This window comes from Chitinophagaceae bacterium (assembly GCA_016710165.1).
In the GTDB taxonomy this organism is placed as follows: domain Bacteria; phylum Bacteroidota; class Bacteroidia; order Chitinophagales; family Chitinophagaceae; genus Ferruginibacter.
This window is the reverse complement of record JADJLJ010000001.1, coordinates 395,625-410,191: the sequence shown is the minus strand read 5'-3', so window position 1 is coordinate 410,191 and position 14,567 is coordinate 395,625. Positions and strand designations below refer to the sequence as shown.

10 protein-coding genes and 3 pseudogenes are annotated in these 14,567 nt (G+C 44.9%); 5 read left to right on the top strand and 8 right to left on the bottom strand.

Annotated features, from left to right (window positions below):
- Positions 1–189 precede the first annotated feature (189 nt).
- Positions 190–506: pseudogene (trxA, locus tag IPJ02_01850) on the top strand (thioredoxin).
- A 93-nt stretch (positions 507–599) separates the two neighbouring features.
- On the opposite strand, the pseudogene IPJ02_01845 reads toward trxA, so the two are convergent.
- Positions 600–1,852, bottom strand: a pseudogene (locus IPJ02_01845) (nucleoside permease).
- A gap of 63 nt (positions 1,853–1,915) precedes the next feature.
- Positions 1,916–2,878 (bottom strand): hypothetical protein, encoded by a 963-nt coding sequence (locus IPJ02_01840; GenBank protein ID MBK7374344.1) that lies wholly within the window; start codon positions 2,876–2,878, stop codon positions 1,916–1,918.
- A 145-nt stretch (positions 2,879–3,023) separates the two neighbouring features.
- On the opposite strand from IPJ02_01840, the gene mqnE reads away from it, so the two are divergent.
- A complete protein-coding gene (gene mqnE / locus IPJ02_01835; protein MBK7374343.1) occupies positions 3,024–4,193 on the top strand; it encodes an aminofutalosine synthase MqnE in 1,170 nt (389 codons plus the stop codon).
- Between the two features lie 26 nt (positions 4,194–4,219).
- Here mqnE and IPJ02_01830 read toward each other — a convergent pair whose 3' ends face one another.
- Complete coding sequence (locus tag IPJ02_01830) at positions 4,220–4,834, bottom strand: hypothetical protein (GenBank protein MBK7374342.1); 615 nt, start codon at positions 4,832–4,834, stop codon at positions 4,220–4,222.
- A gap of 297 nt (positions 4,835–5,131) precedes the next feature.
- A complete protein-coding gene (locus IPJ02_01825; protein MBK7374341.1) occupies positions 5,132–6,532 on the bottom strand; it encodes a tetratricopeptide repeat protein in 1,401 nt (466 codons plus the stop codon).
- 551 nt (positions 6,533–7,083) lie between these two features.
- Here IPJ02_01825 and IPJ02_01820 point away from each other — a divergent pair.
- Positions 7,084–7,368 (top strand): hypothetical protein, encoded by a 285-nt coding sequence (locus tag IPJ02_01820; GenBank protein ID MBK7374340.1) that lies wholly within the window; start codon positions 7,084–7,086, stop codon positions 7,366–7,368.
- 9 nt (positions 7,369–7,377) lie between these two features.
- Here the strand turns inward: IPJ02_01820 and IPJ02_01815 are convergent, their stop codons facing one another.
- Positions 7,378–8,286, bottom strand: coding sequence for a hypothetical protein (locus IPJ02_01815; protein ID MBK7374339.1), 909 nt, complete (start codon positions 8,284–8,286; stop codon positions 7,378–7,380).
- Positions 8,287–8,533: 247 nt separating this feature from the next.
- On the opposite strand from IPJ02_01815, the gene IPJ02_01810 reads away from it, so the two are divergent.
- Positions 8,534–9,925 (top strand): tetratricopeptide repeat protein, encoded by a 1,392-nt coding sequence (locus tag IPJ02_01810; GenBank protein MBK7374338.1) that lies wholly within the window; start codon positions 8,534–8,536, stop codon positions 9,923–9,925.
- A 20-nt stretch (positions 9,926–9,945) separates the two neighbouring features.
- Here IPJ02_01810 and IPJ02_01805 read toward each other — a convergent pair whose 3' ends face one another.
- Positions 9,946–10,170 (bottom strand): hypothetical protein, encoded by a 225-nt coding sequence (locus IPJ02_01805; protein ID MBK7374337.1) that lies wholly within the window; start codon positions 10,168–10,170, stop codon positions 9,946–9,948.
- A gap of 94 nt (positions 10,171–10,264) precedes the next feature.
- Positions 10,265–12,984, bottom strand: a pseudogene (locus IPJ02_01800) (peptidase).
- Between the two features lie 133 nt (positions 12,985–13,117).
- On the opposite strand from IPJ02_01800, the gene IPJ02_01795 reads away from it, so the two are divergent.
- Entirely contained in the window at positions 13,118–14,152 is a 1,035-nt protein-coding gene (locus tag IPJ02_01795) for a mechanosensitive ion channel family protein (GenBank protein MBK7374336.1), read from the top strand.
- Here IPJ02_01795 and IPJ02_01790 read toward each other — a convergent pair whose 3' ends face one another.
- Positions 14,153–14,524, bottom strand: coding sequence for a hypothetical protein (locus tag IPJ02_01790; GenBank protein MBK7374335.1), 372 nt, complete (start codon positions 14,522–14,524; stop codon positions 14,153–14,155).
- Between the last annotated feature and the right edge of the window lie 43 nt (positions 14,525–14,567).

Here is a 14,567-nt window from a genome sequence, read left to right as displayed (position 1 = left end):
AACCCTGAAACGACTGAAACGAATTCAACGATTGAAACATTTCAAACCCTGGAACGGTATTTTCCACCGCCACAATGGCTCATAATATGTCAATTATATTTTGGTCACATACTGTGGATATGTCATAACAGCATTTTAGCAGGAATGGGCTTAAATTTGCTCCCTTCTATACAATAAAATAAATTAACTATGGCACTAGAATTCACTGATTCGAACTTTAAAACCAATGTTCTGGAATCCGATAAATTATCTGTAATTGACTTTTGGGCAGAATGGTGCGGTCCCTGCCGTGCAATAGGCCCCGTAATTGAAGAGTTGTCAAAGGAATATGATGGCAAGGTGAACGTAGGCAAGGTAAATGTGGATAACAATCCGCAGATATCCATGAACTACGGCATTACCAGCATCCCGGCGATCCTTTTGTAAAAGGGGGCCAGGTGGTTGACAAATTGGTGGGTGCACAGCCGAAGGCTAATTTTGTAAAGAAAATTGAGCAGCACAAATAAGGCCTAACCTGTTTCCTTTATAAAAGAATCCCCCGTTTTCAGCGGGGGATTTTTAATACAGCAATAGTTGAGTTGTCCCGATAGCTATCGGGATCAGTGCTGTACGCTTTCCAATGCTTTGGGGTCGTGTTTGTGTTTGAACAGTATGGAGAATAATATGGAACCACCAGGGCATAAATGGCAAATGTGATCCAGATGCCCTGCCAGTCGTTCAAACCGTTGGGGAGACGAAATATTTACCAATAATATACCCACTTATTTTACTTCCCAGCCATGCTCCTACCCCATTGGTCATCATCATAAATAAGCCTTGAGCGCTGGATCTTATTTTCGGATCGGTAGTTGTCTCCACAAATAAGGAGCCTGAAATATTGAAGAAATCAAAAGCCATCCCGTAAACAATACAGGAAAGAATGATCATCCATAACCCTTCAGCGGGGTTGCCATAGCCAAGCAGACCAAACCGCAGTACCCACGCAAGCATAGAAAACAGCATAACTTTTTTGATGCCGAATTTTCTGAGGAAGAATGGAATCGTAAGAATAAATACCGTTTCTGATATTTGGGAGATTGATAAAATTATTGTGGAGTACTTTACCACGATGGAATCGGCATATTTGGGTATAAGGCTAAAGTCATTTATAAAAGAGTCACCGTACATATTAGTCAGTTGCAGCGCAGCACCCAGAAACATAGAAAAAATAAAGAACAAAGCCATTTTATATTTGGCGAACAATTTGAATGCATTTAATCCCAGTTGCTCAATAAGGGAAGCGTCTTTTGCAATTGTTTTTTGTGGCGGGCATTTGGGAAGGGTAAAGGAGAAAATACCCAATACAATAGCGCCAATTCCCCAATAATGAACTGGTTGGCATTGGCCTTACTCCCGGTAAGGTTGGTGATCCACATCGCCGCAATAAAACCAATGGTTCCCCAAACCCGTATGGGAGGAAAAACTTTTACAACATCGTATTTATTGTTCTTTAAAATTGTATACGCAATCGAATTGGATAATGATATGGTGGGCATGTAGCATATCATTGCAACTAAAATTACATAATACAAAGTATCGGGGTCATTTACTTCTGGGACATAAAACAACACGATCCCATACAAAATATGCAATATCCCATAGAGCCTTTCTGCATTGAGCCATTTATCAGCAATTATTCCTGTTAGTGCTGGCATGAAAAGTGAAGCAACGGCAAGGGTAGAGAAAATAGCTCCGAACTGGGGGAATGTCCAGTGTTTGGCATTCAGACAATAGGTCCCGATTGTAATCAGCCATGCCCCCAGACAAAGAACTGCATAAAACTCATCAGCGTAAGACGAAACTTGATATTCATAAGTTACCCGGTTTTGGTTTTAAGTACTGAAATTAGTTATTAATCGGTTGCATCCAATGGTATTTATCTTCCGCCGGACTCTATAAAAAATGTGATCGGCTGCCTTCGGTAAGCCCGGAAATAACGGCCGTATTTAATAGCGGGTTTCCACTTCGGTGACTTTTGTATGACCCGGAGCGCTTCTTTGGCTGTTCCGTACCCCGGGTCATTTTCGGCAATGATATCATAAAGCGTTCCATCCGTATCTACAATGAATTTAATTATGACCGTGTATTTTCCGTCGGGTGCATTGCTGTCTGCAGGTACCGAAGAATTCAGATTTTTAAACAGGAAGTAGCGCCATTCGTCATCTCCTCCCGGAAAGCTTGCCTCCTTCAGTATACGATCGAATACGGAGTCTGTTTTAAAAGCCCCGGTACTGTCATAGTCCTTCAATACTCCCCGGTTACCAATAAAATCTGCTTCAAAATTCAGCCTCGGTTTGCCATCAATAAATGAAATTTCCTTTTCTGAGAAGGTATTATTCAGGCTGTCTGTAAAAGAATACCTGAGAAGATGGAATGCATTCTTCATGTTATCGGTGCCAAAGTATTGCCCTAAGGTGAACCTGCCAAAATAGTAATCATATTTTGCATACGCTACCCGGATGCCCTGGCTGTATATTACGGAGTCGGTCAGGAAACCCCGGTTATCCCAGTATCGCCATACCCCGTTCATCTCATTATTTATATAACTGCCTTCTGATTCCAGTACCGTGTTGATGTGAAACGTACGGAATAAACCATCCAGTTCACCCAGGGTGGAGTCTTTAAAAGTTGCTGACAGGAATTTTTGTTCGGTGGTTTTTGCAAAACAATCTAGTACGAGGTGTCCGTCTTTTTCATATGCCTTGCCAATAACATTTGCTTTCCCTTTTTCAGCAAAGTTGAGGTTGGCGTCCATATAATAAATGTACTTATACGGCTGCCCGGCTGCAGCCACAGCGATCGTGAGAAGAAGAATGCTGATGAAAAACCTGGCTTTCACTGTTCAGTTCGGTTAGTTGTTGAACATTTCGGGAAGATAGCCATTTATTCTTCAACCAGAATAACCCCGGCTTTTTAAGCGGGATTATTCCCAAAAAAACAACGGGGGGAATCCATATCATCGTAATTTTGTAAAAATTTTTACGATGTCCTCTTCCCTTGATATTCTGACCGATACCGTTTCCGAACCCGGGCTCAAGACCATTGCCGGGAAAGTAAAGAACAGTGAACGGATTACCGACGATGAGTGCATACTGCTTTTCGAAAAAGGGAGCCTGGCTTTTGTGGGTGCGCTGGCGAATCATATCCGGGAACAAAAGCATGGGGATATAACTTATTTCAACCGCAACTTTCATATTGAACCCACCAATGTCTGTGTGTTCAGTTGCAATTTCTGCTCGTATTCCCGCCTGTATGCACACAAAGAAGATGGTTGGGAACTGAGCATCGACCAGATGCTTGACATTGTGAGATCCTACGATGGCAAGCCCATTACCGAAGTGCATATTGTGGGCGGTGTTCATCCAAAGATGAACATGGCTTATTTTATTGAGCTGATGCAAAAGATAAAAGCGCATCGCCCTGCCCTGCACGTGAAAGCATTTACGGCTGTGGAACTGGATTATATGTTCCGCAAGGCAAAACTAAGCATTGAAGAAGGAATGAAGCAGTTACACGACGCCGGATTGGATAGTCTGCCAGGTGGTGGTGCAGAAATTTTTCATCCCGCAATAAGAGAGCAGATCTGTGCCGATAAAGTAGATGCAAACGGCTGGCTGGCCATTCATGAAGCAGCACATCAGTTAGGCATGCACAGCAATGCCACCATGCTCTATGGCCATATTGAAAAATATGAACACCGGGTTGACCATATGCGAAGACTGCGGGATCTGCAGGACAAAACGGGTGGCTTCAATACATTCATCCCGCTGAAATTCCGCAACCAGGATAATGCCATGAGCCATGTACCCGAATCCTCTGTTACAGAAGACATGCGGCTCTATGCCATTGCCCGTATCTATCTTGATAATTTTCCGCACCTGAAGGCCTACTGGCCCATGCTGGGCAGGCAGCATGCACAACTCACCCTGTCCTTTGGCGTAAATGATATTGACGGCACCATTGACGACTCAACTAAGATCTACAGCATGGCCGGCAGCGAAGAACAAAATCCCGCCATGACAACCGAAGAGCTGGTAATGCTGATCAGGCAGGCCAAACGCAGGCCGGTGGAAAGGGATACCCTGTACAACGTGGTGAAAGATCACAGTAATACAAAACCTGCAGGCGATAACCTGCAGGCTGTGCTTAATTAATTGCCGGTATGACCAGGTTGCCCTTTCTAATTCTTGGATATGTACTGGGGATTGTTATAAATATCGGCCGTAACCATTAATTTTTTTGACTTAGGCGATACCTTCACTTTGCTGTTGTAATACTCGGATGCCCTTGCATTGTCTTTTACCAGTTCTTTCATTACCGCCGGGGAATATGCAATGATCTGTCCTTCATCCCCGTTTTGTACGAAATATTCTGTGATCGTTGTGTTGCCGTTGTAGTACTTACGGCTGTAGATATTCAATTTCCCCATGGCGATGCGTACAGCAAATCCAGGTAAGGTCTCTGCAGCCACATAGCTGATCTTTTTGGTGGAAAGTAATTTTTGTGATACCGCATAGCGTTTACCATCATGGTATGCCAGGACATCTTTGGCGTTAATTACGGTGTTCTTGTCAGCCACCAGGTGTGGCGTGACCAATACGCCGGTCACCAGTTTTAAACTTGAATACAGCTGGGTGGAACCGTCGGTCTTTATCACATAACAGGAAGAGGATACAGGGCCGCTGCTTTCTGTTTCGTTCATGGACTGGTCAACTGAATTCTGGGTAATGGCACAGGAATCAAGCATGAAAAGGGATATGCACACTAGTGCAATACTGGGTATAGATTTTCTCATATTATTAGGATTTAATCTATAAACGGAATATGAAAAAAAATATTGCTGTTTCAGCGGGTTTATTTTGAGAAATCTAAACAGGCCGCTTAGCTGTTCCTGATATAAAAAGCCTTCCATCGGAAGGCTTTAACTGATAAAAAGCGTTTTACGGGGAAAACCAGTTTTTACAAATATTGGCCGGATTCAGAGGTTTGGATATCAAGCAGTACAAAGCTAAATATCCCAATCCCAAAAACCAGTAGAAGCAGATACCGATCCCCTGTAGAATTTTGTCCACTAATTGCTGAATCAGGCGGTTTAGTTAACCAAGCCGGTATATTGCTGGGTCACTTTTTTAATGATATAGCCGCTTATCCAACCTACATAGGCATATTTGGCATAAATAAGTTTCTTATTGGGGTTGGCCGCATTTACTTCTTTTATCAGTTCATCCAGCCAGATCGTTCCAGCCAGTAAAGCCTTCTTATCGTAGGTATTAACAACTCTTGTTATATTTTTTTGCGAAACCCTGGCCTGTGCCGGATCGGCCATAAAAGACAGGTCTGGTTTTACCAGGTTATCATAGTCTGTAAACAGCAGCCGCCTGAATTCAGAGATATCCTGGCTGGTTATTTCGGTATAATTATAATTGGCGCTTTCCGGATGCATCAGCGAAACGATGGCCCACACCACTCCGCCGGATATGTACATGATATCCCTGTTCCGTACATCCCGTTTGATGAAAAATTCATTCATCACGATCCGTTTCAGGCTGTCTCTCCAGATATCCTCTGCGGTCTTTATGTAATTGTTCAGGTCGCCTTCGGTCTTTGATTCGATCAGCCGCTGAAACGATTTTGTACCCAGGGGAAATGTTACCGGTATGAATATCTTATTTTCATTGTAATACCCGCCCTTGGTATTGCCACTGCCCACGTCTAACTGTGTAGCGGTAAAACGGCGCTTTTGGGGAACAATGCCCAGCAGGCTTAACTGCGATTCCTGTTCGGGTGTGATATACGTGATCCGGATGGCCGGGTCAAGGTTCACAGGCCGTATGATATTGGCAAAATACTCCACTTTGTTATACTTGTCCAGTTCCTGTTTTAGCCCGCTGCTGATCACAATATGCACTTTGGCGGAAGGGATCTTATAACGGCTGCTGAGGATATTCCAGAGAATGGCGATGGCATCCTTGGATTCCTTTTCACTTTGGTAAGAAAGTGCCGCCGCATCGGTATTGATGGACGTATCGCTGATCAGGGTATAATCGTATTCCCTGTCCTTGCTCAGCTTGACCTCGATCACGCTTAATTTAATACCCTTGGCCCCTATCTCAATGCCGGCATACATATCCCCAATGCCCTGTTGACTTTTGAGAAGGCTTTCCACCACATCGGCAATTACGGTCAGTCCCATGCTCCGGTATATCCTTACCGCCGATCGGTAATTGCTGATGGCCATTTCGGACCTGTCTAATTTACTGTACAGGTTACCCAGCCCTTCATAAGCAAATGCCTGGCAGTATGCATCGTAATTGGCCTTGGCTCTTTGAAGGCCCTTGGTAAAGAATTCTTCCGCGGCTTCAAACTGCTGTGCTTCCATCAGGGTCGTAGCTGTTTTCAGCATCCGGAAAGTAGCCTGGCTTTTTATTGTCTGGCCAACACTGATATTGTACACAAAAAATAGACAGGTAACAAGAATGGTTTTTCTCAACATCACATAAATTTTAGGCAGGTTAAATAATAACATTGTTCTCTCCGCAAATGTATGGCAGTAAAGGGTTTTGCCACCTATCTTTTATGTAATTTGGTCCGGCGGGTTCACAAGATGTGACGATTTTGTGCAAAACCCGTGGGGGAAAATGGAGTAATGGCCGGCAAAAGCGAAAAAGCCTGCTTTTGCATGGAAAACCGCAGGTTGAAAAGGATAGCCTGCTGACCCGGCAAAGAAAACCAGCGCCGGGATCAACGAACCGGGTGGAAATGATTTATTGCTTGATGAAGAGTACAACAACCAATACCAGCGCAATAAATAAAAGCGTGAGGCAACTAACAGCCAGGTAAGCAATAGTTCTCATAGTGGTGGATTTTATGAGAATAAATTTAACAAAAACTGAACCAAGAGTTACCTAATGTGAATAAAAAAGATACGCACCGGTTTTTTACTAAGTAGATTTACAGGTGATATTAAAAACTTAAAGTAAGTTTACAGCAAAGCAGGTATTGAATAGTGCCTGCTGAATGAACCTGGCCTTACAAATAATGTCTATGAAAAGAAGGTACCTTTTACTGTTTGCTTTTTTGATGGCGATGATCATCGTGGTTTCCTGTAAGACCGTGGGCCGGATTGCTGCAAAGTACTGGCTCAACCGGGAGATAAAGGAATTTGTTTCCACCTGCGCGGATAAGGCCAAATTGGTTGTTGGCAAAGACAATGCCTATAAATATTGCGATTGTGCCGTGGATGTGGTGGCCGAGAGATACCACGATTACCAGGACGCAAAGAAGATATCGCTAGTGGAACTCATCGAATTTGTGAATAACTGCAGGTAACAGGCTGCATCAGATCTTCACCACCACATCGATCAATTGTTTCTTATCGGGGCTTTCCCACCGGAACCGGACCGTGTAAAGTTTTGCCGTATTGTTTTTTAAGCGGTATGGTATCTTTAATGTGTAATCAACATTGTTGTTCTCCATCGCTCCTTTCACCTGCTTTAAAAGGATATCGGTTATTTTCACTTCATTCAGGTTATCATCATACACCCAGAAATTCTCTCTTCCCTGGAATATGCCCGGAATGCTGGAACCTTCTATCGATGAGATGTTCAGGCTGGTATAAGCCATTTTGGGCGATACCCGGATGCTTGTGTCAACGGATACCAGCATATTCTTTGCCTTAAGCCCGTTTATCATTCCAACCGCCCCGTCTTTTACAGGAATTGCCCGGGTTGCTTTTGAAACCTGCAGGGCCTCACCCGGCCTGGCAAATGTAGCCGGCATTTCGAGCCTGAGCTGGTTTTTACCTTTCAGGTCATACAACCTCAGTTTTACCGTTCCGTTCATATTGGCCCTGGCCATTTCTGGGGTGATGGCAAATTTTATGCTCAGGACAACAAGGTCTTTGGAACCAAATCCGGTTTTTTCTTTGTTCAAAAAAAGGTTGGGTGTTCTTAAAAGAATATCTCCCCTTGGTGAAACAAGGATGAACTCCGCTCCTGCATAAACTGTTTTGACAGCATCGGCGGTAAAGCCTGTTGGTTGCGAAACGACCACTTCAATTTCCTTGTTCAAAGGCAGTCGGTTGCTTAATAACCGGGCTCCATCCACCTTCACATCAATTTCTTTTGCCAGGATCCCTTCATGGAAATATTTTAGTCCCGATAATGGCAGGATGCCATTTGACTGTGACTTTGACCCGGATGCAAGAAGGCCCGTGAAGCCGAGTGCAATTAAGAAACGTTTGATCATGGGGATTTGATTTTGTAATGTGGAATATAAGAAAAGGTCCGGGATCTGCTATTCAAATAATGCTGATAAAACGGAATACGCGGCATATTATTTTGTAGTTGATCGGGCGGGCCCCGGGGTTTCCGGGTTTTGGCTTAAAATTATGAAACAACCCCGGTTTTAATTGCGGGTCTAAAAAAAAGAACGCCAAATCAGTTATAACCACTAAATTAGTTGCCAGGAAAATCTTTAACCAGCGAACCGGAAAATGATCAACAAATACATCGCCCTTCTCTTATTTTTTATTGTGCCTGCCTGTTTGCCTGCGCAAAAGCAAAAGGCCGACAGCCTGGAGAACTTACTTACTGCAGAAAAGACCGACACCGGCAAGGTGAAACTCATGTGGCAACTGGCCGGTGTGATCAACGTGAATGACCCGGAACGGGCTTTGTTATTATCGCAGCAGGCCCTGGTACTGGCCACCAATATCAAATACAACGAAGGGCAATCCAAGGCGCTGGGCAACATGGCCTATACATTTAATATCATGGGTAATTATCCCAAAGCACTGGAACTGAACCTGCGCCGGCTTAAGCTGGAAGAAAAAGAGAATAACCCCCGCAACCTGGCCATGACATTGCTGAATATCGGAATTGTGTACCGCTACCAGGAGGAATACAGCGAGGCGTTGAAGTATTATTACCGGTCCGATTCGGTGATCAGGCAAAACAACATCGAGGAAGTAAAATATTATATCTACATGAACCTGGGTGATGTGTATGACAAACTTAACAATGTTGATTCCTCATTCAGCTACTTCAATAAATCACTGATCCTTTCCAATAATTTAAAGAATGATGACTATACCGGCAATTCGATGACCGGCCTGGGGCATACGTATTTCAAACAAGGCAATGCCCCTTTTTCACTTTTGTATTACCGCACTGCCATTTCATACCTGGAAAAGACCGGCAATACGGATGTGCTTTGCGAAGCCATGCTTGGCCTGGCCGAGTTATACGAACAGCAGCTGCATAAAAATGATTCGGCGGTTTTTTATGCCTCCCAGGCACTGCAGATCGCAGAAAAAGCGGCCATCTTACCCAAGCAACTGGAAGCGGCAGATTTCCTGTCCGGTCATTACAAGGGGATACAGAATATTGACAGCGCCTATCTTTATTTAAGCATGGTACAGCAACTCAACGATTCCATAAACAGCAAGGCAAAGATCCGGGAGCTGCAGGTTATTTCCAGTAACGAAAAACTGCGCCAGCAGGAAATAGAAGAAAATAAGAAAATCGCCCGGCGGGAAAGAAAGCAGCAATTGCAATACCTCTTTATCGGGATATTCATTCCGGGTTTTTTCTTACTGACCTTACTGTTAAGCAGGATCCGGATCCATACCCGTTTTATCAAGGTGATGGGTATATTATCGCTGTTGATATTATTTGAGTACCTCACCCTCTTATTACATCCTACGGTTGCCACGCTGACCAATCATACCCCCGTTTATGAAATGCTGATCTTTGTTTCCATCGCTGCCGTACTGATACCGGCTCATCACCGTTTTGAACAATGGCTTATAGAAAAATTGACCCATCGGGATGGGTCAATTAAATTGCGAAAGTTTAAATTAAAAGTAAAGGAGCCTTTGAATTAAGGCCGGCTGTCATCCTGCCACTATGCACCACCCGGCGTGGGCCTTGTTGCAGCAGTATCCCTTTTTGTTGTATCAGGCACGGCAGGAGCAGCAGGTGCAGCTTCCATTTGTTTTTCAGTGCTGACAGAATCTTTAGGGGCCTCATCTTTTTTGTCGCCGCTGTTATTGCAACTGGTCACAACAAGGGACACAAATAAAAAGGCCACAATCATTAATGGCAGGAAAATTTTGGTGTTTTTACTCATTTTTTGGGGTTTTAGGATATAAGTTTACAATTTATAATCCAATAATTCAAATTTTGGAATAAAAAATTGGCCTGTCTGCTTTCTGCAATCCCCACTATTGATAATTATACAACTGGTTAAAAAGGAATTTAAATGTGCCGTACGATTGCGCCCGGAAAGTGATTTCCGGCCCAAAAGCATACAGTTTCCCTTTTCCGATATTCGCTTCAAAAGCCACGATCCCGTTCTTTAAATAAGCCTGTCCCCATGCCCAGCCGCTTCTAAGTGGTTTATCGGCGGTAAACCAGGCAAGCGGTCTTATGGTTCCGCTGCTGACCGCATCGGGATTAAGGCGAAATACCGGGCTGTTGTCAAAATAAACATCTGTTTCTTTTGCCATTCCTGCCGCGGTCATCTGCTGGTTATCTGTGGTTACTTTCAAAATACTTCCGGGCGTAAAATATTTTTCCCTGGTCAACGACCTCTCGGCACCGTTTTCTACCTCCACCATGGCATCGGTGACCGGTAACTTAAGATGGTAAGCCAACTGGGTACTGCTCCCGATGGTAATAACAGAACCTCCCTGTTCCATGAAACTCTTTAATTGGGGAATGGATCTTTCTACGGTGATACGTCCCGTCATTGCCCTGAATTGCGGGGGGATCATGCTGTCAGCTGTTCCCCTTCCTCCCATTGCAAAACCCCGGCTGCCGGTACCCGGAATGGCTCCTCCAACAAAAATGATAACATCGTATCCCGATCTTAGGTTACCGCTATCGATCCCTTTGGGGTAAATGACGTCAAAGCTGTAATTGAACTGTTCCATCATCCAGCGAACCCATCCGGAGGGCATGGAACCCCCGTATGTATCCCATAAAGCGATCCTTGCCCTTTTGATTTTTATCAATGAAGAAGGTTTTTTTGAAACGGCTGAAAAATGCACACTGTTCTCCCGGGCAATTTTATCAATGACAGATCTTGATCTGCTCCCCGGAGGAATGTAAAATGAACCCATGTTATTTTCTGTGTTACCGGAAATGCGGTATACTTCCACACCGTTGTTCAATAAAATATTCACCGCCTTAAAAGACTGATTGGCCCGGGCATCCAGCAAATGCCCTCCGGCAGATGATACAACCGAACCACTCAATGCAAGTAAGGCTCCTCTTGGGTTTGATTCAAACGGCCCGTCAAATCCTTCCATCACCCTGTCAAACTGCACACCCATCTGGTAAGCCAGGGTCCAACCGGCTGCATCGTACGGGGGCACGGGTGGTCCGCCGGGATATTGAAAGTCATTCGGATGGTCCTGCGGTTCGAACATATCCAGGATATGCGGCCGGAAAGCCTGGTTTGTCTTGATGATGTATGAACCAGCCGGATACTTTTTCCCGGCAACCATAAAATCAGTTGTTGCTTTTTGCACAACCACACCTGTTTTAATGAGTGCATTCAGAAATTCAACTGCCGTGGCAAGATCGGGTTGATCAGCCGGTATGATATACCCCCTTGCATCTTTAAAAGCAGGATTTTTCATTACGGAATCATAGAACCTGACCGGCACAGTCCCGGTAGCGGTACGGTTCGCCCGTTTAAGTGAATCCTGGTACAGCCTGTTCATCTCTTCTATCCTCGATGGTGATAAGGACCAGGTATCTTTATTCCCTTTTTCGATGGAATTCCTTCCCATCCGGTATATGTTGTATAACAGGTCATCGCGGTTACGGGAAGCATAATTCAATACGGCATAGTTCAGCGAAACAGAATAATCGATTGACTGGCGGAACAGCCATTTCTGTGGGGTGACCGGGTTGGGCGTTGCCGCATTTGGGATCAGCCTGCCGGTAACAAGCGGGATCTCTGACGGGGCGGGGTTGCCAATGATCTCTGTCAACAGGCCGATCATGTTATGGAAATAGGTGGTGGTACGTAAGCCCCCATTATACCAGGTTGAAAAAACAGACCCTGCCTTGCTGGTGAAACCCGGTTTGGCTTCAGCATTCAGGCGGTTTTGCATGGCAGCACCTACTGCATCAAGCCCGGTGATGATCAACGGGTCAAAAACATAATTGAAAGGGTCCCGGTATGGCGGCCCGGCCACAACAGAACCTGCCGGCCCCGACTGGTGATGGTTATACATGATTTGCGGGATCCATTCCACGAATAGCTGCCGGGCAATGTTTTGTGATTCCTTCAGGTTGAGTTTATAAAAATCCCGGTTATTATCATGCCCGGCATACTTTTCATACAGCCTGGGCAGGTTTGCCATACTTCGTTTCGCAGGCACGCTGTCACGCATGTACCAATTGCTTACCAGTTCCTGTCCGTCGGGGTTGGCATGCGTCATCAGTATGATCACATCATCCAGTATGCGCATGGTCTCTTCATCATTCCTGCTCAGCAACTGGTATGCCGTTTCAATGAGCTGGTGTATGCCTACCGTTTCGGTGGCATGCAGTCCCCCATCGATCCAGACAACCGCTTTGCCTTCTTTGGCCATTTGTTTTGCCTCTTCCATGCTTACATCGGCATTGCCCATTTTTTGTGCGATCTGTTTGTACTGCTCCAGTTTATTCAGGTTTTGGGGCGACGTAACGATCAGCATGAACTGGTCCCGCCCTTCTTCGGTCTTACCGATCACCGTATATTTTGCACGGCCGGAAGCGGCGCCAGTTTTTTAAAATAAGCTTCTGTTTGGGTAAACGTTGCCAGCTGGTAGTTATCCCCTATGTTGAAACCAAAATGTTCTTTGGGTGTTGGTATTTTTTGTGCAGTAGATGGGTTCACTGCAAAGCAGAGCAGCAACAAAAGGTAAATAAGTCTCCTGGCAACCATATTTTTTTGAATTTTGGATACCAAAATAGGCATTTATTGACACGGAGCGTTATTTTTTAAAAAGAGGTTTACCCATGGTAAAAAGAATCCGTTATGAGTTAGATTTGTGTAACGGTTTTAAACATCCCGGTGCATGACTGAGAAAGAGATCCTGGAATTATCCATGTATATACTTGGCGGTTTGGCAGCCGGTTTTGTCATTTACAAGCTGGTGATGCCCCTGGTTGCAAGGCTGGCATCAAAAACCTCTATTAAATCGGATGACCTGATCATTAATACCATCCGCAACTGGGTCATCCCCTGGTTTGTGGCCCTGGGCCTTTATTCAGGCCTGCGGCGTATTGAGATGGAAGCGCAATACCACGACCGGATATTCAACGGGCTGCTTATCTTTTTCATTTTCTCATTTACGTTGATCACTGCCAAGGTCATTTCGGGAATGATACGGATAAAATCTTCCCATTCGGATACTATTATTCCTTCTTCCTCTATTATTGGCAATATCGTCCGCATCATTATTTACGTCATCGGGCTGTTGATCATACTGCAATCACAGGGCATTTCCATCACGCCCATGCTCACTGCATTGGGGGTGGGCGGACTGGCCGTAGCACTTGCCTTACAGCCCACGCTTTCCAATTTATTTGCCGGGCTTCAGATGATCGCCTCGGGCAAGCTCAATCCCGGTGATTTTGTAAAACTGGCATCCGGTGAAGAAGGTTTTATTGAAGACATCACCTGGCGCAGCACCACCATCCGCGGCGAAGCGGACCATATTGTCATCGTTCCGAATTCGAAACTGGCCGATATGATCGTTACCAATTTTTATTTACCCGACAGGGAACTTTCTTTTTCGGTGGAGTTTGGGGTAAGCTATGAAAATGATCTTGACCTGGTGGAAGGGATCACCCGGGAAGTCATCAGTGATACCTTAAAAGAAACAGAAGGCGGCCTGAAGGATTTTGAGCCGGTGATACGCTTTTTTGCCGTGGGAGACAACCGGGTGAACGTCCGGGCCATTCTACGGGTATCCGAATATTCATTCAAATTCCGTGTGCGGCACGAATTCATAAAAAAATTGCAGCACCGCTTCCGGCGGGAAGGCATTAAAATGCCTTTGCCTGTGCAATCAGTGTATATTATGAAAGACGGATCACAGCCAGACTGATCAGTCCTGCTGCTTTTTGGCTTTTTTCTTTTTTTGCTCCGGCAGAAGTTTGAAATAACTTACGTTGAACCGGTTATCCGCCAGGTCTCCCTGCACTTCGGCTTTCCGTATAGAATTACAAAAACCATCATGCGCATGTGCATCACCAAAGTCATCAATGGCAGCACCATCCACGTAATATGCCTTGCCGTCGATCCGAACGGCCAGGTCACAGGTATTGCCCGGCAGTCCGAATTTGCATTTACCACAGGAGGCTTCCACGGTCTGGACCTTTTTATCGGGATCGGGAACTGTTTTTTTCACTGCGGCTGATTGACTGAAAGCAGCGAATCCAACCAGGTTAAAAAGCAATAAGCTGAAAAGGGATTTCATATATTTCCATTTAAATATAAAGTTAAGCCAAACAGTGTGAAAT

Coding starts and splice junctions, on each gene's coding strand:
- mqnE (MBK7374343.1), top strand. CDS start 3,024: ATGTCCTCTTCCCTTGATATTCTGACCGATACCGTTTCCGAACCCGGG.
- IPJ02_01830 (MBK7374342.1), bottom strand. CDS start 4,834: ATGAGAAAATCTATACCCAGTATTGCACTAGTGTGCATATCCCTTTTC.
- IPJ02_01825 (MBK7374341.1), bottom strand. CDS start 6,532: ATGTTGAGAAAAACCATTCTTGTTACCTGTCTATTTTTTGTGTACAAT.
- IPJ02_01820 (MBK7374340.1), top strand. CDS start 7,084: ATGAAAAGAAGGTACCTTTTACTGTTTGCTTTTTTGATGGCGATGATC.
- IPJ02_01815 (MBK7374339.1), bottom strand. CDS start 8,286: ATGATCAAACGTTTCTTAATTGCACTCGGCTTCACGGGCCTTCTTGCA.
- IPJ02_01810 (MBK7374338.1), top strand. CDS start 8,534: ATGATCAACAAATACATCGCCCTTCTCTTATTTTTTATTGTGCCTGCC.
- IPJ02_01805 (MBK7374337.1), bottom strand. CDS start 10,170: ATGAGTAAAAACACCAAAATTTTCCTGCCATTAATGATTGTGGCCTTT.
- IPJ02_01795 (MBK7374336.1), top strand. CDS start 13,118: ATGACTGAGAAAGAGATCCTGGAATTATCCATGTATATACTTGGCGGT.
- IPJ02_01790 (MBK7374335.1), bottom strand. CDS start 14,524: ATGAAATCCCTTTTCAGCTTATTGCTTTTTAACCTGGTTGGATTCGCT.